The organism is Leucobacter faecis, assembly GCF_054456695.2.
In genome coordinates, this window is sequence record NZ_JBTJER020000014.1 from 35,187 (window position 1) to 57,929 (window position 22,743).

At 64.9% G+C, this 22,743-nt stretch carries 18 protein-coding genes; 13 read left to right on the top strand and 5 right to left on the bottom strand.

Translation table 11 applies throughout. The annotated features are described in order from the left end of the window. The first annotated feature begins 24 nt into the window (after nt 1-24). The 4 genes from ACXR2W_RS12755 to ACXR2W_RS12770 all read left to right on the top strand — a co-directional run bounded on the left by ACXR2W_RS12755 (nt 25) and on the right by ACXR2W_RS12770 (nt 6,417). Nucleotides 25-2,061, top strand: a complete 2,037-nt coding sequence (locus tag ACXR2W_RS12755; RefSeq protein ID WP_458816421.1) for a hypothetical protein — start codon at nt 25-27, stop codon at nt 2,059-2,061. Beyond that, nucleotides 2,048-3,736 (top strand): class I SAM-dependent DNA methyltransferase, encoded by a 1,689-nt coding sequence (locus tag ACXR2W_RS12760; protein WP_458816423.1) that lies wholly within the window; start codon nt 2,048-2,050, stop codon nt 3,734-3,736. The genes ACXR2W_RS12755 and ACXR2W_RS12760 overlap by 14 nt, the downstream gene beginning before the upstream one ends. Continuing rightward, the gene (locus ACXR2W_RS12765) at nt 3,729-4,841 is read left to right on the top strand and encodes a restriction endonuclease subunit S (protein ID WP_458816426.1); all 1,113 of its coding nucleotides are present in this window, start codon (nt 3,729-3,731) and stop codon (nt 4,839-4,841) included. The genes ACXR2W_RS12760 and ACXR2W_RS12765 overlap by 8 nt, the downstream gene beginning before the upstream one ends. 328 nt (nt 4,842-5,169) lie before the next feature. Continuing rightward, the gene (locus tag ACXR2W_RS12770; protein ID WP_458816428.1) at nt 5,170-6,417 is read left to right on the top strand and encodes a Fic family protein; all 1,248 of its coding nucleotides are present in this window, start codon (nt 5,170-5,172) and stop codon (nt 6,415-6,417) included. Nucleotides 6,418-6,553: 136 nt separating this feature from the next. Here ACXR2W_RS12770 and relB read toward each other — a convergent pair whose 3' ends face one another. After that, nucleotides 6,554-6,823: a type II toxin-antitoxin system RelB family antitoxin gene (gene relB / locus ACXR2W_RS12775; RefSeq protein ID WP_458816430.1), complete on the bottom strand. Its 270-nt coding sequence runs from the start codon at nt 6,821-6,823 to the stop codon at nt 6,554-6,556. Between the two features lie 336 nt (nt 6,824-7,159). On the opposite strand from relB, the gene ACXR2W_RS12780 reads away from it, so the two are divergent. The 4 genes from ACXR2W_RS12780 (at nt 7,160) to ACXR2W_RS12795 (ending at nt 13,148) form a co-directional block, all read left to right on the top strand. Further along, nucleotides 7,160-7,537 carry a hypothetical protein gene (locus ACXR2W_RS12780; protein WP_458816432.1) on the top strand — a complete coding sequence of 126 codons (378 nt, stop codon included), beginning with the start codon at nt 7,160-7,162 and terminating at the stop codon, nt 7,535-7,537. Then, on the top strand, nt 7,534-7,911 hold the full coding sequence (locus ACXR2W_RS12785; RefSeq protein ID WP_458816434.1) for a helix-turn-helix domain-containing protein: 378 nt from the start codon (nt 7,534-7,536) through the stop codon (nt 7,909-7,911). The genes ACXR2W_RS12780 and ACXR2W_RS12785 overlap by 4 nt, the downstream gene beginning before the upstream one ends. Before the next feature lie 738 nt (nt 7,912-8,649). Next, the gene (locus ACXR2W_RS12790) at nt 8,650-9,807 is read left to right on the top strand and encodes a Fic family protein (RefSeq protein ID WP_489948860.1); all 1,158 of its coding nucleotides are present in this window, start codon (nt 8,650-8,652) and stop codon (nt 9,805-9,807) included. A gap of 140 nt (nt 9,808-9,947) precedes the next feature. Then, on the top strand, nt 9,948-13,148 hold the full coding sequence (locus ACXR2W_RS12795; RefSeq protein WP_458816456.1) for a type I restriction endonuclease subunit R: 3,201 nt from the start codon (nt 9,948-9,950) through the stop codon (nt 13,146-13,148). Between the two features lie 33 nt (nt 13,149-13,181). Here the strand turns inward: ACXR2W_RS12795 and ACXR2W_RS12800 are convergent, their stop codons facing one another. Continuing rightward, a complete protein-coding gene (locus ACXR2W_RS12800; RefSeq protein ID WP_458816438.1) occupies nt 13,182-13,748 on the bottom strand; it encodes a DJ-1/PfpI family protein in 567 nt (188 codons plus the stop codon). A gap of 169 nt (nt 13,749-13,917) precedes the next feature. On the opposite strand from ACXR2W_RS12800, the gene ACXR2W_RS12805 reads away from it, so the two are divergent. Continuing rightward, nucleotides 13,918-14,703: an IclR family transcriptional regulator gene (locus ACXR2W_RS12805; RefSeq protein WP_458816440.1), complete on the top strand. Its 786-nt coding sequence runs from the start codon at nt 13,918-13,920 to the stop codon at nt 14,701-14,703. A gap of 69 nt (nt 14,704-14,772) precedes the next feature. Beyond that, complete coding sequence (locus ACXR2W_RS12810; protein WP_458816442.1) at nt 14,773-16,161, top strand: DUF2130 domain-containing protein; 1,389 nt, start codon at nt 14,773-14,775, stop codon at nt 16,159-16,161. A gap of 15 nt (nt 16,162-16,176) precedes the next feature. Here ACXR2W_RS12810 and ACXR2W_RS12815 read toward each other — a convergent pair whose 3' ends face one another. Then, nucleotides 16,177-17,250 carry a LacI family DNA-binding transcriptional regulator gene (locus tag ACXR2W_RS12815; protein ID WP_458816444.1) on the bottom strand — a complete coding sequence of 358 codons (1,074 nt, stop codon included), beginning with the start codon at nt 17,248-17,250 and terminating at the stop codon, nt 16,177-16,179. Nucleotides 17,251-17,354: 104 nt separating this feature from the next. On the opposite strand from ACXR2W_RS12815, the gene ACXR2W_RS12820 reads away from it, so the two are divergent. Next, the gene (locus tag ACXR2W_RS12820; protein ID WP_458816446.1) at nt 17,355-18,425 is read left to right on the top strand and encodes a C45 family autoproteolytic acyltransferase/hydrolase; all 1,071 of its coding nucleotides are present in this window, start codon (nt 17,355-17,357) and stop codon (nt 18,423-18,425) included. Here the strand turns inward: ACXR2W_RS12820 and ACXR2W_RS12825 are convergent. Both ACXR2W_RS12825 and ACXR2W_RS12830 read right to left on the bottom strand, forming a co-directional pair. Further along, nucleotides 18,415-20,022, bottom strand: a complete 1,608-nt coding sequence (locus tag ACXR2W_RS12825; protein WP_458816448.1) for an amidohydrolase — start codon at nt 20,020-20,022, stop codon at nt 18,415-18,417. The two genes, ACXR2W_RS12820 and ACXR2W_RS12825, sit on opposite strands and share 11 nt — an antisense overlap. Continuing rightward, the gene (locus ACXR2W_RS12830) at nt 20,019-21,467 is read right to left on the bottom strand and encodes a purine-cytosine permease family protein (RefSeq protein WP_458816450.1); all 1,449 of its coding nucleotides are present in this window, start codon (nt 21,465-21,467) and stop codon (nt 20,019-20,021) included. The genes ACXR2W_RS12825 and ACXR2W_RS12830 overlap by 4 nt, the downstream gene beginning before the upstream one ends. Before the next feature lie 78 nt (nt 21,468-21,545). Here ACXR2W_RS12830 and ACXR2W_RS12835 point away from each other — a divergent pair, with 78 nt between their 5' ends. Both ACXR2W_RS12835 and ACXR2W_RS12840 read left to right on the top strand, forming a co-directional pair. Beyond that, complete coding sequence (locus tag ACXR2W_RS12835; protein ID WP_458816452.1) at nt 21,546-22,178, top strand: TetR family transcriptional regulator; 633 nt, start codon at nt 21,546-21,548, stop codon at nt 22,176-22,178. Nucleotides 22,179-22,225: 47 nt separating this feature from the next. Next, nucleotides 22,226-22,582 carry a VOC family protein gene (locus tag ACXR2W_RS12840; protein ID WP_458816454.1) on the top strand — a complete coding sequence of 119 codons (357 nt, stop codon included), beginning with the start codon at nt 22,226-22,228 and terminating at the stop codon, nt 22,580-22,582. Nucleotides 22,583-22,743 lie beyond the last annotated feature (161 nt).

Here is a 22,743-nt window from a genome sequence, read left to right on the forward strand (position 1 = left end):
GAGCAATCACAGTACGATCAACACATGACCACGACAGACCGCACCGGGCAATTCATCTCGCCCTCGCAGATCGCGCAGCTTGCGCGGGTGCAGCGTCCCGTCGTTTCGGCCTGGCGATCACGCTTCGCGCAAAGCTCCACACCTTTTCCTTCGCCCCAGGCCCACGAAAAGGGCACCGATCTGTTTGACGCGCACGACGTGGCAGCGTGGCTCGTGGACACGGGGCACGGCAACAACCCCGACGCGGTTGCAGACGCCGCGGCCTTCACCGACCCGGTCGCGCAGGCCGGCCAGCACGAGGCCCTCGTCGAGGCGCTCATCGCCCTGCGGGTGCGGGTGGGCGAACCCCTCACAGGCCGTGACCTCGACACGCTCGCGGTCACCCACGATCGGTCAGACCGAGCGCTCGCCGCAGAGATCACGACCAGACCAAAGGGCACTGACTGGGCCGCGTACCTCGACGCGCTCGTCGACGCCGCCTACTCGCCCGAGGGTGCGTGGAAGCGGCGAGTAGCTGCGGCCCGGCATCGGTCGAACGACGGCCCCGCGGGCGCACTCGACGCTGACGCGCTGCACCTGCTGCGTCTGCTCGTCACGCAGGCGATGCCGCCCGCCATGCTCGATCTGGCTTGCGCGGGCGCCCCGCTCGCAGATGCTGCGACGTTTCGTGACCTCGTCGACGGGCCAGGCGAAGACACCGAGCGGTGTATTGCGCTGCCCACAGACGGCAGCGCCAGGCATGCGGCCAGGTACCTCCTCGTGCATGGCCACGAACCAGCAGACACACCGACACCGGCGTCCCTGGTCTTCGCGCGGCTGCCCGGCCTGGCACCCCAGGCAGAGCTTGCGGCGCTCGAGGAGCTCGTGATCGAGCTCGACGAGTGGCAGACGGCGCTCGTGCTCGGCCCAGACACCCTGCTCGTCGACGAGCTCGCGGGCCCCGGCGAGGCGTCGCGCGACGCGCTCCTGCGTACGGGCCGGGTGCGTGCGATCGCGCGGCTGCCAGCGGGCTGGGTGCCCGCGGCGCCCCGCCACAGTCTCGCACTGTGGCTGGTGGGCGGGTCGCAGCGCGCGGGCGGCATCGCCGAGCGCATCTCGGCAATCGGCGACCTGCGCGGCACGCGCCTCACCCACGCCGGCATGCGCGACCTCGCAACTGACCTGTCGAGCATGCTTGGCAGCATCACGCAGGTGCGCGGGCACGCGTTTCGCTACCTGCGGGTGGTGCGCACGTCCCGGCTGCTCGCTGAGGGCGGTTCGCTCGTCGCGCACGGTGCGCTGGCGGCCCCGCTGATCTCGGCGCAGCCGGCTCCCACCGAGCTCGCCGCGGCCGTCGATGCGGCGCTGGCTACCCTCCGCGTGAGCCCGGCGCCTGCCGCGCCTGTCACCCCCGTGACCGCGACGCCCGGCACACAGACGCTCGCGGTGACGGCGCAGCAGGCGCTCGATGCAAAGGCGCTGCGGCTGCTCGGCGGCGCGCGCCTCGACCCCAGCGATATTGCGGGTGCAGGCACGCATGATCCGGATCAAACCGGGCGGGCTGCCGGGTACCGCGTGATCGGTGCGGCCGAGGTGCGTGGAGAGGGGAGCGAGCGTGCGATCGACCCGCTGCGGCTCGCGGCCGCGTACCCGCGCGCGATGCTCACCGAGCCGGGCGACGTCGTGTTTACGGCGGGCAGCCACCCGGCCGCGCTCGTGGACCGCGAAGGAACGTCGGTCGTGGAGTATCCGGCGCGCGTGCTGCGTGCCGCGCCAGATGGCGGCCTGCACCCCGACGTGCTCGCGGCCGACGTGGCGTCTCAGCAGCCGGGCAGCCCGTGGCGAGGGTGGCAGCTGCGCCGAGTGCACGCAAACACCGCGCCCGCGCTGTCTGAGGTGCTTGCTACCCTGAGGGCCGAGCGCCGGGCGCTCGAAGCGCGCGCCGCCCGCATCGAGCGGGCCGAGCGGCTGCTCGTCGATGCCGCCGCGGCGGGTGTGCAGCTTGCGCCGCAAGACCCAACCGTGACTCTACTTACTTCTCACTCACCCGCCGATGAAGGGACCACCCATGCCGCCTCGTAAGAAGACCGCGGGGGCGCCAGCCGCGCCCTCGACCATGAAGGAGCTCAAGGACACGCTGTGGAAGGCGGCCGATAAGCTGCGCGGGTCGATGGACGCGTCGCAGTATAAAGACGTCATCTTGGGGCTCGTGTTCTTGAAGTACGCGTCAGACGCGTTCGACGAGCGGCGCGAGCAGATTCGGGCAGAGCTTGTCGCAGACGGCTACGAGGCAGACCAGATCGCCGACATCATCGACGAGCCCGAGGAGTACACCGGCAACGGTGCGTTCTGGGTCGACGCGCGTGCCAGGTGGCAGTACCTCGCCGAGCACGCGAAGGGGCTCGCCGGGGTCGACGGCCAGCCCGACAAGCAGATCGGGCAGCTCATCGACGAGGCGATGGAAACGATGATGGCCGCGAACGGGCAGCTCGAGGGCACGCTGCCGCGCATCTTCAACCGTGACAACCTCGACCAGCGTCGGCTCGGCGAGCTCGTCGACCTGTTCAACTCGGCGAAGTTTGCGGGCCAGGGGCAGGGGGCTGAGAACGGGCGGCGTGCGCGCGACCTGCTGGGTGAGGTGTACGAGTACTTCCTTGAGAAGTTCGCGGCGGCCGAGGGTAAACGCGGCGGCGAGTTCTACACGCCCGCGGGCGTGGTGCGGGTGCTCGTTGAGCTGCTGCAGCCCGCGAGCGGCCGCGTGTATGACCCGGCGTGCGGCTCGGGCGGCATGTTTGTGCAGGCCGAGAAGTTCATTGACGCGCACCACGGTGAGGGCGCCGACATCTCGGTGTACGGGCAAGAGCTCAACGAACGCACCTGGCGCATGGCGAAAATGAACCTCGCGATTCACGGGCTCTCGGGCAACCTCGGGTCGCGCTGGGGCGACACGTTCGCGCGCGACCTGCACCCCGATGTGCAGTTCGACTACATCATGGCTAACCCGCCGTTCAATATTAAGGACTGGGCGCGCAGCGAAGACGACGCCAGGTGGCGGTTTGGTGTGCCGCCCGCGGGCAACGCGAACTACGCGTGGATTCAGCACATCATCTCGAAGCTCGCCCCCGGCGGCACGGCGGGCGTGGTGATGGCGAACGGTTCGATGTCGTCGAACTCGGGCGGCGAGGGTGCGATTCGCGCGCAGCTCGTCGAGGCCGATCTGGTGTCGTGCATGGTCGCGCTGCCCACGCAGCTGTTTCGCTCGACCGGTATTCCGGTGTGCGTCTGGTTCTTCGCGAAGAACAAGGCCGCTGGGGCTGGCGGTGCTGGTGCTGGTGCTGTTGGTGCCGTGTCCTCTCCCACCGTTGACCGCACGGGCGAGGTGCTGTTCATCGACGCCCGCGAGCTCGGCCACATGGTCGATCGAGCCGAGCGTGCACTGAGCGATGAAGACATCGCGAAGATTGCGGGCACGTTCCACGCGTGGCGGGGCATCGAGTCTGAAGCGGCGGCTGCGGCCTGCCCCGAGGGGTACGCCGATGTGGCGGGCTTCGCGAAGTCGGCGACGCTCGCCGAGATCAAGGCGGCCGACTACGCGCTCACACCCGGCCGGTATGTCGGGGCTCCCGAGCCCGAGGACGACGGCGAGCCGATCGCCGAGAAGCTCGATCGCCTGCAGACGGAGCTCTTCGCCCACTTCGCAGAGTCGGAGCGCCTGGCCGCAGTGGTGCGCGAGCAGCTGGGGCGTGTCGATGTCTGAGTGGCGCGAGGTAACGCTTGGTGAATGTCTTACGTTTCGAAACGGAAAGACCGTTGACCTCCTAAACGAGGGGAACGTTCCGGTCTACGGTGCCAATGGACAGTATGCCGTTTCTGGTAGTTCGAACCTTGAAGACGATGCCATTGTGATCGGCCGTGTGGGGTCGTTCTGTGGGTCAGTGCACTTCGTGAACGCTGGTGCATGGATAACAGAGAATGCTCTCATCGCTACACCTCGGGATAAAGGTGCGGCGCGGTTCTGGGCATACAGTTTGAAGAATCTGAAGTTGAACTCTTGGAGATCAGGATCAGGTCAGCCGTTGCTTAACCAGAGTATTCTCGGAGGTATCCCTACGGTCGCGCCACCACTTGCAGAGCAGCGCGCGATCGCGGAGGTGCTGGGCGCACTCGACGACAAGATCGCGGCAAACACCCGCCTCGCCGCCACCGCCGACGAGCTCGCGCGTGACCTTTACCGTGCACGAACTTTGGCGTGGGATCGGGTTCCCTTGAGTAGCATTCTTGATCCGATATTGGGCGGGACACCTGCGAGGTCGAAGCAAGAATACTGGGCTGACGGCGTATGTCGGTGGATTTCTGCAAAGGACGTGACGGGGGCAAACGCGAACGTTGTCTTGGAGACCGCTGAACGAATTACGTTATTGGCGACAGAGAAGACGAAAGCTAAACCACTGCCATCTGGATCGGTGATCTTGACGGCAAGGGGCACAGTGGGGGAAGTCGCCCGTCTTGCGGAGCCGGCTGCGTTTAATCAGTCCTGCTATGGATTCGTCCCCGGTGTGGTGCCCCAGAGTATTTTGTTCTTCTCGCTCTTGTTCGCTGCTAAGCACGCGCGCAGTCTGGCGCATGGATCTGTGTTCGACACAATCACTAAGCAATCGTTCGATCATTTAACTATGGCGTGGAACAGTCACGAAGCAGCTGCAGTAGAAGAAGCTCTCGTTCCTCTACTAGGCATAGTCGAGAGTGCAGTGCGCGAGAACCGCACGCTCGCCGAGACGCGGGACGCGCTGCTGCCGAAGCTCATGAGCGGGCAGCTGCGTGTGCTCGACGCCGAGCGCATCGCAGAGGCCGCGGGAGCCTGATCCGGAACGATCATGTTCACCTGCGCCTATGCTTTCGACCCGCGCCTATGATTTTGTCCCTGATAGAGGGGACGAATCCATAGGCTTCAGTCGAAAACATGGGCGCAGGTGGCCACAGCACGTGTAAAGCGCCTTTACACATCACAAAAACGTGTAAAAAATCGGCCCGATTTTTTAAACGTTTTTCGAACGTGGCAAAAAGGTTGCTATGTCCTCGTGTGCTCGGAAGCCGAGTTGATAACGGATCATTCATCTATTATCAAAAACCGCGACTTTTGATAATGAACTGTGATTTGATTATCATGACACGAATTGGTGAGGTGGCACGATGATGCAGCAAGGTGAAGGGGATGTTCCCTCGTGGCCTGCGCTTGACCACGAGAAGCAGGTATGGGAAGGCGGGCAGTTTGCCGCCGTCGGCCCCGAGGCTACGAAGCTCGCTCAGCGGGGCGCGGCCTATTTCTCTGCCGTGCCGCCGTTCATCGCGCACCGTGTGCCTCGCGTTACACGCGAAGTTGACAATCTTGCCCGAGAAGCAGAACAAGAACTTGCCCGCTTCGACACAGAATGCGGTTACAGGCTGGCAGCGTTTGGCCCGATCCTGCTGCGCTCTGAGGCTGCGTCGTCGTCTCAGATCGAGAACCTCACTGCCTCTGCCCGACAGATATTTACGGCAGAACTCGGCGGGCGTGGCGCCCGCAACGCGGCTGAGATTGTGGCGAATACGAGAGCGCTGATGGCTGCGCTAGAGCTCAGCGACTCGATTGATGTCGAAGCTATACGGCAGATGCACCGAGTGCTGATGCGCGATCAACCGCGCCATACTCCAGGGGAGTACCGTGGCGAGGCGGTGTGGATCGGGTTGAGCGCGTATAGCCCAATCGGAGCAACCTACGTGGCGCCCGCTGAGAACCGGGTATCAGAACTCATGCAAGACCTCGCAGCGTTCTGTGGCCGCAGTGACTTGCCGGGCCTCGTGCACATGTCGATTGCGCACGCACAGTTTGAGACGATCCACCCGTTCAGCGACGGCAATGGTCGCACTGGTCGCGCGCTAGCGCAAGCGATGCTGCGCCACAGTGGCATCACTCGAACTGTTGCGGTGCCCGTGTCAGCAGGACTTCTCACCGATGTGCAGGGGTATCACAGCGCGCTCACGGCCTACCGCGAAGGTGATGTCGGGCCTATCGTGCAGCAGTTCGCCGCAGCGTCACTCTTGGCGGTGCCTAACGGCCGTATGTTGCTCGAAGAACTCGATGCAGTCGCGTTGCAGTGGCGAGAAGCTACACGAGCCAGGCAGGGGAGCGCGAAACAGAAGATCCTCGACTATGCCCTGGAGCGGCCAGCGTTCACCGCAGAGATGGTCGCACGGGCGCTCAGTATCGCTCCGTCAAACGTCTATCGCTATCTCAAGAACCTTCGTGACGAGGGCGTGCTTGCCTTCAAGGTTGAACACAAAGGGCCAGCGGTGTGGAGAGCACCAGCGGTGCTCGAAACGATCGACGCGTTTGCTGCGAGAGCTGGGCGCCGCACGCTCAAAAAGGAGCCCAGCACAGACTCGGCCCGCAATGACTGACTTGTCGTGGGGTGGGTCGGGAACGCAGGCTGTGGCCTCAGCGGCTCCCTCGACGTGCAGGGTGGCTGGCGAGGTGAGGCGTGGAATGTACTGGCTTGCTTGTAGACGGTGTAACGCACCGGCCACGCGTGGTCACTCACTGAATGTTTTCAAGCAGTGAAAGGTCGGGGTCGCCTTCGGCTCCAAAATCGCGGCGAAGGCCACTCAGCTCGCGAGTGGGCATTTCGCCAGTGGCAACCTGGCGCGAAATCTCGCTGGCGAGGTACGCATCTTCGATGTCTTCGAGGTGCTGTTCGATTGCTTCGCGTGCGTAGAAGGCTTTGCTGCGGTGTGTGCGTTTAGCGAGCAGATCAAGACGCTCACCGAGGGCTTCGGGGAGACGGATCGTGACTACATGACTAGACATGTAATCAAGATTACAGTTTGCCAGGGAAGCGAGCCAGAAGCCGACATCTTCGGTCGCTATCCGGTACCCGAGTGGATAACTGCCTCCTCGATCACTATCAAAAGCCGAGATATTTGATAATCGATCGCCCGAGGGCGCCGCCGAGCTGGTGGTTGAGGCAGCGGATTCAGTGACTCCGTCGTTGCGGGGGATAAATGTAGGTGATTCCGCGATTCGGCAGCGCTCCGGCGTCAGCCCCGGTGCCGGAGCTTGACAGCCCAAAGTGTGCAGGGTGCAAACTCGTTGGTAATGCGTGAGTCCGGGGCCGGCGAAACACCCAAGGAAGAGTGTTAAGTTATGAGTGAACACATTAGGAGGTTGTGGTCAAGCTGCGACACGGTGTTCGCAATGAACCGGAGGCCGGGGAAGAGCGATGCGTTTGATTTCATTCAAGCCTTACAGCTGCGGTTTCGCGTGCGGTACGAGCGATACTTGGAGTACTTGCGTGATGGCATTCCAATCAAGTCTCCCGAGAATTTTCGCCGGCTCAGCTCAGCGGGTGAAGACCCAACGGTCTATGAGATCAAAGTCGACAAATATCGGCTGTACGTCGTGCGGTATCAAGCCTGCTGGTATGTGACGCACGGTCGTGTAAAGCCAAAAGACAGCCAGGTTCCACGGGAGGTTCGCAAGGCGCTCGACATCTTTTGGGAATGGAATGGGGACGAGTTATGAGTACAGATATTTTTAGGGGCGGCGATCCGAAGCATGACCTTGTCTACGCTGAGGAGGCCGCCAAGATTGATGCGGCTGAGCGCATTGCAGCCGCCCTGGAGCGTAGTGGTGTGAGCCGCGCTGAACTTGCACGCAGGCTTGGTGTCAGTCGAGCAGAGATCACCCGCAGGCTGAAGGGTGAGCACAACATTGGCGTGGGCACGCTCGCCGCAACACTTCACGTTCTTGGCGAGACGTTGTCTCTGAATCGACATGTAGGTGTCACGGGTGTGGCGGACGGCAGCTCACTCTGGAGGCTGCCTGGCGCTACTGCGCCACGCCGCATATCAACTAATGGTGTCTGGGCCCGAGCGGAGGGTGAGCCACATGCTTGAGAAAGGCGGAATGGGCTACGTTGCAGGGCCTCGAGTGCTCACCGTGGAAGTCGACGGGCAAGGTGTGTATGGGCCTCATGTCGCCTGGAGCGTTGGATATGCGCCAGAATGTGACGAATTTGGGAGCAGGTTCTTGCTCGGTCATCTGCATGTTGCTGGGGAGCGTGGATCGGTCACCGTTGACGTTGGCGCGCAACTCGTTGAAGGGTGGGGTGGCGTAGCTCAATCCGTCGATGGTGTGCGTGAGTTTGAGGTGGGTCTGGAACGGGCGCGGGACTTTGGAACGATATATGTGACGGCGCGAATGGCGGCTTTGGGGGCGCTGGGGCTTGTGGAATCTCGCACCGAGGTTCCTGCTATAAGTCCAGAGGTCAGGCTTTCTGCTCTCGTGCGTGTAGAAAGACTGAGTTGATAGCGGCCTCCTCGATGATTATCAAAAACCGCGACTTTTGATAATCAATAGCAGCCACGCAACCAGTCAATATGGCCGGGCCATTTCGATTGATTCAGCGGTCCCGGGGTTAAATTAGGTCGGAGGCGGTGTCGCTCACTGTGCGAGTTCCTGGTGAAGATGCGATTCACTGCGCTTGCGAAGTGATGGATGCACATCGCCTTACCAACACTTATCGGAATAAGTGTTGGTAAAATGGTGCGGTGGCAACAGATATTGCGAGGGCACTGATTCCAATTCATGCGGTCTCGTTTGAGGAGTTCGAATGGAAGCCGCGCGTGCCCGAAATGTACACTCGCGCGGAACTTGAGCGGCAGACTGGAACCTACCGGGCTTCTGTTGCTGCCCCAATCGCGGAATGGGCGCCTGCCTTTCCTGCAGAGGCGCTGGCTGATGTGGAGGATGCAACGCGCCAATTGGTCGAATTTGATCTGCACGCGCAGCGCACCCTCGCAAGCGACAACCCTGCCCTTGGTCCGATGTCCGCAATTCTGTTGCGTACGGAGGCTGCTTCGAGCTCACAGATCGAACAGTTGACGACCTCGGCGAAGCAGCTTGCGCTCGCTGAGATCGATGAGGGCGATAAAGCGAACGCGCGGGAGGTCATCGGCAACGTGCATGCGATGGAAGCCGCACTGGGTTTAGCTGGCGACGTGAGCGAGGAATCCATTCTTGCCATGTATAAAGCTCTGATGCTGCACCAGCGTGGGTTCGATCCCGTGCTCGCAGGGTGCTTCAGGGCCGAGCAGGTGTGGATCGGGCCGGGGGAGGCCGGGCCATTGACCGCAGACTTTGTGGCACCGCACCACACCCGCGTGCCCGCTGCCATTGCCGACCTCATTCGGTTTGTGCGGCGGCAAGATCTGCCAGTGTTGGCGCAAGTGGCGGTGGCTCATGCGCAGTTCGAGACGATCCACCCGTTCCCCGATGGCAACGGTCGCACAGGAAGAGCTCTTGCCCAGTCAATCTTGCGCAACAAAGGCCTCGTGAAATCGACTGCGGTACCGATCTCAGCAGGACTGCTCGTCGACATTGACCGCTATTTCACCGCTCTGGGTAGTTTTCGCCAGGGAGATGCGGCTCAGATCATTCATGAGTTTGCGCGCGCCGGTCGGGTCGCGGCCGTCACTGGCCGCGACCTCGTGAATGATCTCGCGGCTCAGCTCGACGACTCGAAGGCCAAACTGGCGGGCATTCGCTCCGATGCAGCCGCATGGCGGATCCTGCCGACGCTGATCAGCCAGCCCGCGGTGAACACGAAGCACCTGATTCGGGCTCTTGGGCTGGGAGAGATGGCGGCGCTGCGCGCCCTCGACGCAATGGTTGCAAGGGGAGTGCTCGTTGAAACGACAGGGAAGTCACGTGGGCGAGTGTGGCAGCACCGCGGCATCTTGGGCGTGCTCGATGACTATGCGGCGCGGATTCGGCGCATGTCGGCGACATAGCACTCTCGGTCGGCATGCTTCACGCAGGTCTTAGGTCCAGGTATCGATGGACCGGGCGTCACATTCGCTAGGGTGAATGAAGGTGTGACGATCACCGACGAGCACCTGCCGCACCAACGTAGAACGGACGACACCGCATGATGCGCACGAGCGAGGCTGACTGGGAGAACCGGGTGCTCGACCAGCTGGCAGAGCCGCTCGGTTGGCGGGTCGCGGTCGGGTCAGACATTGCGCCGGGCACCGGCGAGCGCGAGTCGTGGGGCGAGCTGCTCATCAAGCCGCGGCTCGTCGAAGCACTGCGCAGGCTCAACCCCGGCGTGCCCGCCGAATACCTGCTGCAGGCCGCGAGCGAGATCGCGACACCGTCGTCGCAAGACGCGATCACCGAGAACCACCGGGTGCACGAGTGGCTCGTCAAGGGCTACCAGCTCAGCTATCTCGACGCAGACGGTGTCGAACAAAACCCCACGCTGCAGCTGCTCAGCCCAGACCCGGCTCGCAACGACTGGCTTGCTGTCAACCAGGTGACGCTGCGCGAAACTCGCCCAGGCCACGGCGAGGCCCACCGCCGCTTCGACGTTGTGCTCTACGTCAACGGCATGCCGCTCAGCGTCATCGAACTCAAAAGCGCAGGCTCCACCGCGACCGTCGCGCACGCCCACGCGCAGCTCGAAACCTACCTCGAAGAGTTTCCGCTCGCGTTTCGGTTCTGCGTGTTCACGCTCGCAAGCGACGGGCTCTCGGCCCGCTACGGCACCCCGTTCACACCGCTCAACCACTTCTCGCCCTGGAACGTCGACGGCGACGGCCACAAACTCGCGCAGCCGCGCATCGACCGTGTCGCAGGACTTGACACCGTCGTCGACGTGCAGCCCATCGACGACGCTGTCTACGGTCTCTACGATCACGCCCGCATGCTGCAGCTCACGCGGCACTTCACCGCGTTCGACGAGGGTGACCAGGGGCTCAGCAAGCGCATCGCCAAGCCGCACCAGTTCTTTGCCGTCGAAAAAGCGGTCGCCGCGACGGTGCACGCCGTCGACTCCGACGGCAAGGCGGGCGTCGTGTGGCACACGCAGGGTTCGGGCAAGTCGATGGAGATGGAGCTGTACGCGGGCCTCGTCTCACGCCACCCAAAACTCAAGAACCCCACCCTCGTCGTGGTCACCGACCGCACCGAGCTCGACGGTCAACTGTTTGAGACGTTCAAGCGCAGCCGGCTGCTGGGCGAAACCCCCCGGCAGGTCGCCAGTCGCGAAGAGCTGCGCGTCGAACTGAGCTCACGCGTCACCGGCGGCATCTACTTCACGACGCTGCAAAAGTTTGGCCTCAGTAAGGCCGAGAAAGACGCGGGGCTTGGCCACCCGCTCTTGAGCGAGCGCCGCAACGTCATCGTCATCGTCGATGAGGCGCACCGCAGCCACTACGACTCGCTCGACGGCTACGCCCACCACCTCAAGCGCGCGCTGCCCCACGCGACCCTCATCGCGTTCACGGGCACCCCCATCTCGTTCGATGAACGCAACACCCGCGACGTGTTCGGCGACTACATCGACATCTACGACCTGAGCCGTGCCGTCGATGACGGCGCCACCGTGCCCGTCGCGTTCGAGCCCCGGCTCATCAAAGTGGGCTTCTCTCACGAACTCACGCCCGAAGAGATCGACGCGGCCGCCGACGAAGCGACCCTCGGCCTCGACGACACCGAGCGCGCCAAGATCGAGGCCTCCGTCGCGGTCATGAACGCCGTCTACGGCGCCCCGCAGCGCATCGATGAGCTCGCGCACGACATCGTCACCCACTGGGAGCGCCGCAGCCGCGCCATGCGCCCGCTCATCGAGGGGCCCGGCAAGGCGCTCGTCGTGGGCGGCACCCGCGAGATCTGCGCCAAACTCTACGACGCGGTCATCGCGCTGCGCCCCGACTGGCACGATGACGATCCGCTCGCGGGCCGCATCAAGGTCGTCTACTCGGGCACGCCGTCAGACCCCGCGCTCATCAAGAAGCACGTGCGCCGGGACTCAGAAAACACGCGCGTCAAAGCGCGCCTCAAAGACCCAGACGACGAGCTCGAAATCGTCATCGTGAAAGACATGCTGCTCACCGGCTTCGACGCGCCGCCGCTGCACACGCTCTACCTCGACCGCCCGCTCAAGGGCGCACTGCTCATGCAGACCCTCGCGCGCGTCAACCGTACCTTCCGCGGCAAACAAGACGGGCTGCTCGTCGCGTACGCCCCGCTCGTCGACAACCTGAGCGCCGCGCTCGCCGAGTACACCGCCACCGACCAAGAGACCCGGCCCGTGGGCCGCGACACGGCCGAGGCGATCGCGTTCGCGCACGAACTCGTCACCGAGCTGCGCGCGCTGCTGGCGGGCTGTGATTGGCAGCGCGTCGCACGCTCCGGATCCCCTCGCGCACTCATCACCGCCGCGACCATCGCGACCGGCTATCTGCGCGATCCGGCACACGTTGCCGCAGATGGCGTGACGCCGGCGGCGACGCGGTTTCGTGAGCTCAGCAGCAAGCTTGCCCGTGCGTGGGCGCTTGCGGCGGGCAGCGAACAACTGCCCGAGCTGCGCGACGAGATCTCGTTCTATGAAGAGGTACGGGTGTGGATGGCGAAGTATGACTCCGCCGCGCGCCAGGCGCTCGACGAGCCGGTGCCCGAGGAGGTGCAGCGGGTGCTGCGCGGCCTCGTCGCCGAGTCGACCGCGTCGAATGAGGTCATCGACATTTATGAGGCAGCCGGGCTGCCGGGGTTGTCACTCGACGACCTCGGCCCCGACGCGCTCGCCCGCGCGCAGCAGGCGTCGAACCCGCAGCTCGCTATCGAGGCGCTGCGGGCGCAGCTCACCCAAGAAACCCGTGAGGTATCGCGCGGCAACCTCGTGCGGCAGCAGGCGTTTTCGGGGCGCATCACCGAGATCATGAACCGCTACACGAACCAGCAGCTCACCGCCGCGCAGGTCATCGCCGAGCTGTTTAGCGTCGGCCAAGAGATCACCGCCGAGGCCGCCCGCGGTGAACTGTTTGACCCGCCGCTCACGCGCGACGAACTCGCCTTCTTTGACGCGGTCGCCGCCAACGAGTCAGCCAAACAGCTGCAGGGCGATGTGGCGCTTGCCCAGATCGCCCGCGAGCTCGTGCAGATCGTACGCCGCGACGTGCGCACCGACTGGAGCGTGCGCGAGAACGTGCGGGCTAAGCTGCGCTCGTCGATCCGGCGCCTGCTCGTCAAGTACCGTTACCCGCCCGACCAGCAGCCCGCCGCGATCGACCTCGTGATGAATCAGATGGAGGATCTCGCGCCGAGGCTCGCGGCCGAGCGGGCCGCGTAGCGCAGCCCACGCAGCTGCGCCACGCCAGCAGAGTTACGCCGTGATGCCGCGCTCGTCGAGCAGCGCGAGAAACGCGCGCATCCAGGTGCCGTTGTCGGGCCAGGCCCGCGCCGACACCAGGTTGCCGTCGACGACGTCGCCGCCGTTCTCAAACGTGCCGCCCACGGCGGTCACGTCGATCGCCAGCTCGGGGTAGGTCGACGTGGTGCGGCCGTTCAGCACGCCCGCTGCGGCCAACAACAGCGGGCCGTGGCAGGTCGCGGCGACCGGGGCGTCCTGCGCAAAGAAGTGCTGCGTGATGCGCTGGGCGTCGGCGTTGTTGCGCAGGTACTCGGGGGCGCGGCCGCCGGGCACCACGATCGCCACGTAGTCGTTCGGGTCGACATCGGCGAGTGCCACGTCGGCGTCCCACGTGTGGCCGGGCTTCTCGGTGTACGTGTCAAAACCGTCCACAAAATCGTGCACCACGAACTGCAGTTTGCGCTTTTCGGGTGCGCCGATGTGCACCTCGAAGCCAGCCTCCTGCAGCCGGTGGTAGGGGTAGAACACCTCGAGGGTTTCGGCCGCGTCGCCGGTGATGATGAGAATCTTGTTCGCCATGGTGTGCTCGCTTTCGGTGTCGGGCGTCGATGCCAGACTGGGGGAGAGACGGAGTGTCTACCTCCACTGTGCGCGCGACGTGCGGAGCCTCGCCAGCCGCGTTCTCACTGTGTGCAAAAGCGGGGCGAGATCGTTGCCTTTTGCGGGCCAGGCGTGCTTATCATGGGGCATGGCCGCCCGCCCGCTCGATGAAGAAGCCCCGATCCGCTCTGCAGACCGAGTGCTGCAGGTGCTTGACGCGGTGGCCGAGGCGCCTGACGGGCTCACCGCGCGCGAACTCGTGAGCGAGCTGGGGCTCACGGTGGCCACGACCTACCGGCTGCTCGGCACGCTCACGGGCCGCGGATACCTCGTGCGCACTCGCGCCGCACGCTACCTGCTCGGCCGCGCGGTCGAGCACCTGGGCCGCGCGATGCACGCGCAGCTCGCCGTCACTCCGGGTGTGCGCGAGGTGCTCAGTGGCCTGCGCGACGCGGCGCGCGCGCCCGCCTACCTCACTGTGTTTCGGGGCGGTGAGATCGCGGTCGCTTACGTCGCTGATTCGACACGCTATCGCCGGATCGGGCAGCTGCACGTGGGGTTTAATGAGGCCGCACACGTCACCGCGTTTGGCAAACTCATGCTTTCGGGGTGCGATGAGCGCGAGCTCACCGGGTACCTCGAGCAGCACGGGTTGGCGCGGGTCGCGCCGCAGAGCGTGACGAACGCGGCCGAGTTGCGTGCCCAGCTGGAAGACGTGCGTGCGCAACAGTTGGCCGTTGAAGTCGACGAGTACATGCCGCACCTCGCCTGCATCGCGGCCCCCGTGCGCTCGCCTTCTGGGGGCCTCGTGGGCGCAGTGTCGCTGTCTACCTCGAGCGAAGATTTTGCGGCGCGTGCGCACGAGCTTGAGCGTATGGTGCGGCGCGGCGCGTGGCATGTCTCGAGCAGTCTCGCGAGCAGTCTCGCGCAGTGAGCGGGCGGGTTTCACTGTCTTGGGCATGGCCGCGGTAGCGCTGTCGTAGGCTCGCCGTAGGGTGGTGGCATGAACGAGATCAAGTGCCCACACTGCGGGCAGACGTTTACCGTCGACGAGGCCGGCTACGCAGACATCGTGAAGCAGGTGCGCGACAGCGAGTTTGAGGCGCAGCTGCACGAGCGGCTTGAGATTGCCGAGGCCCAAAAGCGCAGCGCGCTCGAACTCGCCGCGGCCAACGCCCGCAGCGAGATGCAGCGTGCCGTCGCCGAGAAAGAGGCCGAGACGCAGGCGCTGCAGGCGAAACTTGAAGCCAGTGAGACCGACCAAAAGCTCGCGGTGACCGAGGCGCTTGCGGCGCTCGAAAAAGAGCGCGATGCGCTGCAGAGCGATCTAGCGGTGGCGCGACAAGAGCAGCAGACGGCCGCCGAGCTTGCCGCGTCAAAGCTTGCGGCCGAGCAACAGAAAGCGGCGGCCGAGCGCGCGGCCGAGGTGCAGCAACTCAAGGCGCAGCTCGCCTCGGCCACGCTCGAAAAACAGGTTGAGCTCGCGGCGGCCGTCGGCAAGGTCGAGAAGCAGCGCGATGAGCTCAAGAACAGCCTCGACCGCGCGGCGCTTGAGAAAGAGCTCGCCGAAACGTCGTTGAAGGACAAGTACGAGACGCAGATCAAAGACCGTGACGACATGATCGAGCGGCTGCGCGACATGAAAGCGAAGCTCTCGACCAAGATGGTGGGCGAGACGCTCGAGCAGCACTGCGAGATCGAGTTCAACAAGCTGCGGGCGACCGCGTTTCCGCTCGCATACTTCGAGAAAGACAACGACGCCCGCACCGGCAGCAAGGGCGACTACATTTTTCGTGACCTCGACGCGGCGGGCACCGAGATCGTGTCGATCATGTTCGAGATGAAGAACGAGGCCGACACGACCGCCACCAAGAAGAAAAACGAAGACTTCTTCAAAGAGCTCGACAAAGACCGCACCGAGAAGGGCTGCGAGTACGCCATTCTCGTGTCGCTGCTCGAACCAGAGAACGAGCTTTACAACACGGGCATCGTCGATGTTTCGCACCGATACCCCAAGATGTTTGTCGTGCGACCGCAGTTCTTTGTGCAGATCATCACGCTGCTGCGCAACGCCGCGATGAACGCCCTCAAGTACAAGACCGAGCTGGCGCAGGTGAAGGCGCAGAACATCGACATCACCGACTTCGAAGACAAGCTCGAAACATTTAAGAATGCGTTTGGACGCAACTGGCGCCTGGCCTCAGAGGGGTTCGAAGAGGCGGTGAAGCGCATCGACGAGTCGATCAAGGACCTCGAGAAGGTGAAGCAGGCGCTGCACAAGTCGGCCAACAACCTGCGGCTCGCAAACGACAAAGCCGACGACCTCACCATCAAGAAGCTCACCCGTGGCAATCCGACGATGACCGCGAAGTTCGCCGAGCTCGAGCAGTGATCCGGATCCCCGGCGTCAGCCGCGCGCGGTTGACGCCCGGGCCGTCAGCGTGATCGCGGGGCCGCGCAGGGGAGCCGCGGGCGCCTCGCCGTTCGCGACCGCGATCGCGGCGTCGACCGCGGTGCGGGCGAGATCGTCGGGGTGCAGGTCGAGGGTGGTGACTGCCGGCGTCGACACCAGGTTGGCCGGGGCGCCCGATGCCGCGGCGACCAGCACGTCGCCGGGCACTGAGAGGCCACGCGCCGTGAGCGCCGTGAGCAGCCCGTCGGCGTGACGCCCGGTGAGGCAGTACACCGCGTCGGGCACGAGCTCGGCATTACCGGCAGAGGCGCCGGCAGAGGTGCCGCCAGCATCACTCTTCGAGCCGAATAGCTCCCCGGCGATCGCCTCACCCGCGGCCTCACCGAGCGCTTCGGGGTGTGACCCTGCGCGGGCCGCAATGCCCCGCCCACGGCACCACTGCGCATAGTGCCGCAGCGACTCGGCACGCCACCCGTTGGGCTTGGTGCCCACGACAAGCGCGGGGCGACGCGCCCCCTGTGCCCAGAAGTGGTCGAGCATCACCCGCATTTCCTCGTCGATGCGGGTGTCGATCGCGGCGAAGGCGTCGGGCCGCGCCGGGTCAGCGCCCACGGTCACGAACGGAATCTGTGCGGCATCGAGAGTGGTGAGAATCGGGTCGTTCTCGTGCGGCATGAGCACAATAAACGCGTCGGCCGCGAGTGCACTGTTGGGGCTGTCGGGCTGGGTCGGGTCGCCGACCAGCATGAGCGTGTAGCCGCGGTCGAGCGCGGTGAGCGCCGCCGCTCCCGCGAGGCGCATGAAGAAGTCGACGCCCTGGGGCATGGGATTCTCGAGGGTGTGCAGCGGTCGAATGATCAGCCCGAGAATGCCAAAGCTTGAGGTGCGCAAGCCTCGGGCAATCGCGTGCGCGCGGTAGCCCTGCTCGCGGGCGACGCGCCGCACACGCTCAGCGGTCTGCTTGTTGACCGTGGTCTTGCCGTTGAGGGCCAGCGAGACCGTCGCAGGCGAGACCCCGGCCGCCCGCGCCACGTCTTTGATGGTGGTTCGTCTTCCCTGCGCACGCATGGGTTCAAGCCTAGTTGTTTAAATCGATTTAGAAACCTAGGCTCGAACGCACGGCGCAACGAGCGCCACCAAGCATCCGCACCGATCAACGGAGATTTCCTCGCATGTCCCACGAGCCCCAGCAACCTTCACGCCAACACCTCGTCATCACCGGTGCGACGCGCGCCGAGCTCGGCGCGAGTCGCGGGGCGCAGCTGCGCGACACCCTCGCCGCCGCCTATCAAGAGTACGCCGAGCTGTTTCGCGCCGCCGGAGTCGACGAGGCCACCGAACGACAGGCCGCAGCCGTGACGCTTGACACACTGCGCGCGTGGCGCCCAGAAATCGTGACCGAGTTTGAGGCGATCGCCTCCGCGGCCGAAGTCACCCTCGAGCAGGTCGCCGCGCTCAACGCCCGCACCGAGGTGCTCGCCGCCTCGGCGAAGCCCAGCAACGAGTGCTCGACGATCGCAGCGCTCGTGAACGGCCGCCAGCGCGGGGTGCAAACGTGGGACTGGCACGTCGAACTCGACCCGTTCTGGCACACACAAGAGGTCGCGGGCCCGGGCTACCGATTCGCGGGCGTCACCGAGCAGGGCATCATCGGCAAGATCGGGGTCAACGAGCGAGGGCTCGCACTGCACTTCAACATTCTCGGCCACGAACACGACCGCCCCGGCGGGGTGCCGATGCACGTGCTCGCGAACGTCGTGCTCGCCGAGTGCGCGACAGTCGCCGAAGCGATCGCGCTCGTGCGTGCGGTCCCCATCACCTCGTCGTCAGCGTTCACCCTCATCGACGCGGGGCGTGCGGTGTCGCTCGAGATCACCCCGGTGGGGGTCTTCGAGATTGAGCAGCAGGCGGGCGCGGTCGTGCGCACCAACCACTTTCAGGCGCCGCTGCCGCTCGAACGGCAGAAGCCCGTCTACGAGCCCGACTCATCGCAGCGGCTCGCGCTCGTACAGCGCCGGCTCGCGACCGGGCTGCCCGCGGGTGACGAGCAGCTGGTCGCGCTGCTCGAAAGCGGCGCGGGGGAGCCGCCGCTCACCTGTGTGCCCGACATGACTCAGCCGCTGGGCGAGCGCTGGGCCACCCTCTGCACGGTGCTCACCGACCCCGCCGCCCGCTCCCTGCGGGTGCTCGACGGCACGCCGCTCGACGCGGGCAGCAAGGAGTGGCGCACGCTCAGCGTGTAACGAGGAGCGGCTCGCCATCGACCACGGTGGCGAGCACACGCACACCCGCCTGCGCCTCGGGCGCAAGCATCGTCGGGTCGGCACTGAGCACCGTGAGGTCTGCCGCGTACCCCGCCGCGACAACGCCCCGCTCACTGGGTTCCCCGCTCGCCTCAGCCGCCGCGACCGTCATCGCGCGGTACGCCTCACGCGCGCCGATGCGCTGCGTGGGCTGTACCGGCTCTTGATCTGCGTCAGCAAGCGGTCGTCGCAGCTGCGCCTCAGCGAGCGAGATACGCGGGTCCGCCTCGCCGATCGGCCAGTCAGAGCTGAGGGTCACGGTCGTGCCCGCATCGAGCAGGTCGCGCACGCGCCAGCCCTGCGCGGCGCGCTCGGCGCCGAGCCGCTGCGACCACGGGTCGTCGCCCGTGGCCCGCGTGAACCGGGTTGCGTGCGTGGGCTGCAACCCAGCGACGACCCCGAGCGACGCGAACCGCGGGACCAGCCGGTCAGGAATCGACTCGATGTGTTCGATGCGGTGCGGCGCGGCCGCGGTGTGCCCGGTGCTCTCGATCACGTCGAGCACATACTCGACCGCCCGGTCACCGATCGCGTGCGTCACGGTCGGCAGCCCGGCCGCCGTAAAAAAGGCTACGGCCGCGCGAAACGCCTCGGGGTCACGCCACAGCGCCTCACGGTTCTCACCGTGGCAGTCGGGGTGCTCAAACCAGGCCGTGCCGTTGTCGGCTGTGCCATCGATCATCAACTTGACCCCTGCAACGTGCCAGCGCCTGCCGCCGCATGCTGCAAGCGCGGCGATCTCGGCCCACACATCGGGCCCAGAATCTGCGGGAACGAGCGGGAAGCACCGCACCCGTACGGGCAGCTCTCCCTGTGTTTCGAGGAGCTCGTAGAGCTCGTTTGATGGGTCATGAAAGTCGAGGGCGTGCACTTCGGTGAGCCCGGCGCAGGCGAACTGGGTGAGCGCGTCGAGCAGGTACTCGGCCTGCATTTCGAGCGGCGCTGCCGGCAGCGCGGCGAAGACCAGATCCATGGCCTGCAGCTCAACTAGCCAGCCCGTCGGCCCCGACGCATCGCAGACGACCCGAGATGCGTCGGCAAAGGTTTCGTCGCCCGTGATTCCCGCCGCCTCGATGGCCGCGGGGCTTGCTACCACGGCGTGCGCGTCGCTCGTCATGAGCACGATCGGCACACCCGCAAACCAGGTTTCGAGCACGCGGCCGCAAGGTTCTGGCCCAAACACGGCAGGGTCGAGCGCGAAGCCGCTCACCCATGCGCCCCCGGCCGCGGCGGCCGCGATCCGGCGCCGCAGCTGCTCGAGGCACGTAACACCGGTGAGATCGACGCCGCCACCGCGGCTCTCAGAACCCCACACCGGGTGCGTGTGGGTGTCGACCAAGCCAGGCAGGATCGCGGCCCGCGGGCCAAAGTCGAGCCTGCGGGCCGCGGGGTTTAAGGCCGCAAGTTCGGGGCCGCCGGTGGCGATGATCCGGCGCCCAGATATGGCGACGTGGGTCGCTCTGCCGGGCCCGGGGGCCTGATCTGAGGCGAAATTGAGCACGCCTCCGGCTGAGATGAGGAGATCTGCGTCGGTCATGAATCCTGATTCGTGAGGGGCCACGTGAAACGGCCAGGGCGGGCGAGGAGCGCGTAGACGAGCGCGCTCACCGTGACGCCGACGGGCACCGAGAGGTCGATGTGCCCGAGGGCGACGGCGAGCGGGCCCGTCCACACGTCGGTGGAGAGGAAGAGCGCGGTCGCGACCGCACCGAACGCAAACGACGCAAGACCCGCGACGCTAAAGCCGGCGCGGTACCAGTACCGTGACGTGCGGCTCTCATCGAAGAGGTCGAACGCATCATATTGATTGCGGCGCAGCAGTACGTCGACCGCGTAGATCGTGATCGAGGGCACCGACACGATCAGCAGAAACTGCAGCATCAGGTTGACCGCGTCGATGAGGCTCGTCGACGCAGCAAGGTAGATCGTGAATGCGGTGCCAAGCGCGCCGATCAGAACCGCCGATGGGATGCGCCGGATCGGCACGCCGACCGCCTGCAGCGCCATGCTCGCGGTGTAGGTCGTCATGCCGTTGAGTGCGATCGTGTTCAGAATGATCGCGCCAACAAAGACGGGACCAAACCAGCCGGGCAGCAGGTCAAGAAGCGCGTACTCAATGCCGAACTCGAGGGCCTGTGCACCCACAGCGGTCGCGAGCAGGGTGCCTGCCGCGGTAGCAAGAAACCCGGTAACAGCCCCGCCGAGTGCCGTGGCGAGTGCGATGTGAGTGGGCGAGGCAGACCGGGGAAGGTAGCGGGCAAGGTCGGCGCTGTTGTTATAGGACAGCGGTGTCGAAGCGAGAATCGCGAAGCCGATTGAAAGCGACGACCATAGCTCCAGGCCGTGCAACGGTTCGGGCTGCGCGAACGATAGGTCCATGTAAGGGCTGAGAAATGCAATCGCTACGGTGAATACGACCAGCAGCGTGATCGTGACGAACGTGTAGGCGCGCAAGATAAGAGCATGGCCGTAGACGGCTACGAGTACGGTGATGGCGGCAATGACGATCGCTACGCCGGCGGCTGTATAGAAGCCACCGGCGCCGATGCCCAGGCGTGTGACGAGCTCGCCTCCCATGAACGTTGAAGCGACCCAGTTGAGTGCGAGGAAGACGCCCGAAATGAGCCAGCCCAGCAGCGCCACAATGACACGGTTCCCGTTGATGCCATAGATTGCGCGAGTAATCACAGAGCCGGAGGTGCCGACGGCCGGGCCGCTCGTGGCGAGGATGCCAGGAAATGCCCAGAGCACGCTTGAGACGGCTATGAGTAAAATCGCCTGCCAAATCTCGAGCCCCAGGACGAGCACCAGGGAAGTCCCGACGGTGAGGCTCAGCACGCTGATGTTGGGCGCAGCCCACACAGCCAGGAGATCGCGTGGGCCGCCGCGCCGCTCACTCGGTGAGATGAGGTCGATACCGCGAGTCTCTGGGTGGCGCGCTGCCTCTGCTGTCGTGTGTGGTGGAAGGACCGTTTCGGACATGGTGGCTCCTTTGCCGAGCAAAACAGTTGGACACGTGTACAACACCTATTTGGTCACTTATTCAATAGGATGGGTTGCGTGGTGTCAACTTCGGCCAAGAAGCAGGTGCGCAAGCCCGCGGCAGAGCGCAAGCGTGAGGTTGTTGAGCATGCAGCCGCCATTGCGCTGGACGCCGGGCTCGAACGAGTGACCGTGAGGGCGGTCGCAGATTCACTGGGTGTGCGGCCGGGGTTGATCGGTCACTATTTTCCGGCCGTTGAGTCATTGGTGATTGCGGCGTTCGAACTGGCGGCCCAGCAAGAGCGGAAGCGCATGTTTGCTGGTGCTGCCACTGAGACGGCAAGCGTCATCGACCGGTTGGCAGCTTTCTCGGCGTACGCGGTTTCAGAAGAAGCCGTGCCACTGGCCCGGTTATGGCTCAACGCACGCAACCTGTGCCGCTTCGTGCCGGCCCTGGAAGCTGCCATCGCGAGCCAAGAAAGCTTCTACCGGAGCCACGTGCGCGCCCTTGTTGCCGAAGGGTTGGAAGATGGCAGCTTCGCCGGAGTTGATGCAGACGAAGCCGCGGCTCAGATCTTGATTGCATTCGACGGTGTCGGTGCTTACGTCAACGCCGCCGAACAGGTGGCGGAGCCCGCGTACCTCACGTTTGTGGCGCGAGTGGCTGAGTTGGCATGCGGGCTCGCACCCGGGGTGCTGAGCCGCAAATAGGCCGGGACCCCTTGTGGGAGATCGTTGGCCGAGAATAGGATCGCGACATGCAACAACGCCACCACGCTATCGACTACATCGAACTGGGTGCCCCAGACCTTGCCGCAACGAAGCAGTTCTATGAAGGCGTGTTCGGTTGGGGCTTCAACGACTATGGCCCAAGCTACGCAGGGATCCAGGGCGAAGGCGGCACGGGGGAGATTGGCGGGCTAGACGCCGGGACCACCCCCGGGCCAGGTGGCCCCCTCGTGTTGATCTACTCCGACGACCTTGACGCAACGCTCGCCGCGATCATTGCGGCCGGCGGTGCAGTAACGAATGGGCCTTATGAGTTTCCCGGCGGCAGGCGTGCGCACTTTCGCGATGTTGCCGGCAACGAGTTGGGGGTCTGGACGAGGGCGTAGACACCAAACCGCCATCTGGGGGAAACATGCGGGCAATTGTCGCGACACGCCGGTGATCTATGCCCGGTTTGCCCTGCGGGGCAGATCTGCGTAATGTTATCTCTTGTCGCCGCAACGAAGCCGGGCCGCAGAGCGGGCCGGCTGAATTAGCTTGCGGTAAA

What these genes read in the sequence shown, in the direction of transcription:
- ACXR2W_RS12755 (WP_458816421.1), top strand. Translation starts at nt 25, where the DNA reads ATGACCACGACAGACCGCACCGGGCAATTCATCTCGCCCTCGCAGATC.
- ACXR2W_RS12760 (WP_458816423.1), top strand. Translation starts at nt 2,048, where the DNA reads ATGCCGCCTCGTAAGAAGACCGCGGGGGCGCCAGCCGCGCCCTCGACC.
- ACXR2W_RS12765 (WP_458816426.1), top strand. Translation starts at nt 3,729, where the DNA reads ATGTCTGAGTGGCGCGAGGTAACGCTTGGTGAATGTCTTACGTTTCGA.
- ACXR2W_RS12770 (WP_458816428.1), top strand. Translation starts at nt 5,170, where the DNA reads ATGATGCAGCAAGGTGAAGGGGATGTTCCCTCGTGGCCTGCGCTTGAC.
- relB (WP_458816430.1), bottom strand. Translation starts at nt 6,823, where the DNA reads ATGTCTAGTCATGTAGTCACGATCCGTCTCCCCGAAGCCCTCGGTGAG.
- ACXR2W_RS12780 (WP_458816432.1), top strand. Translation starts at nt 7,160, where the DNA reads ATGAGTGAACACATTAGGAGGTTGTGGTCAAGCTGCGACACGGTGTTC.
- ACXR2W_RS12785 (WP_458816434.1), top strand. Translation starts at nt 7,534, where the DNA reads ATGAGTACAGATATTTTTAGGGGCGGCGATCCGAAGCATGACCTTGTC.
- ACXR2W_RS12790 (WP_489948860.1), top strand. Translation starts at nt 8,650, where the DNA reads ATGTACACTCGCGCGGAACTTGAGCGGCAGACTGGAACCTACCGGGCT.
- ACXR2W_RS12795 (WP_458816456.1), top strand. Translation starts at nt 9,948, where the DNA reads ATGCGCACGAGCGAGGCTGACTGGGAGAACCGGGTGCTCGACCAGCTG.
- ACXR2W_RS12800 (WP_458816438.1), bottom strand. Translation starts at nt 13,748, where the DNA reads ATGGCGAACAAGATTCTCATCATCACCGGCGACGCGGCCGAAACCCTC.
- ACXR2W_RS12805 (WP_458816440.1), top strand. Translation starts at nt 13,918, where the DNA reads ATGGCCGCCCGCCCGCTCGATGAAGAAGCCCCGATCCGCTCTGCAGAC.
- ACXR2W_RS12810 (WP_458816442.1), top strand. Translation starts at nt 14,773, where the DNA reads ATGAACGAGATCAAGTGCCCACACTGCGGGCAGACGTTTACCGTCGAC.
- ACXR2W_RS12815 (WP_458816444.1), bottom strand. Translation starts at nt 17,250, where the DNA reads ATGCGTGCGCAGGGAAGACGAACCACCATCAAAGACGTGGCGCGGGCG.
- ACXR2W_RS12820 (WP_458816446.1), top strand. Translation starts at nt 17,355, where the DNA reads ATGTCCCACGAGCCCCAGCAACCTTCACGCCAACACCTCGTCATCACC.
- ACXR2W_RS12825 (WP_458816448.1), bottom strand. Translation starts at nt 20,022, where the DNA reads ATGACCGACGCAGATCTCCTCATCTCAGCCGGAGGCGTGCTCAATTTC.
- ACXR2W_RS12830 (WP_458816450.1), bottom strand. Translation starts at nt 21,467, where the DNA reads ATGTCCGAAACGGTCCTTCCACCACACACGACAGCAGAGGCAGCGCGC.
- ACXR2W_RS12840 (WP_458816454.1), top strand. Translation starts at nt 22,226, where the DNA reads ATGCAACAACGCCACCACGCTATCGACTACATCGAACTGGGTGCCCCA.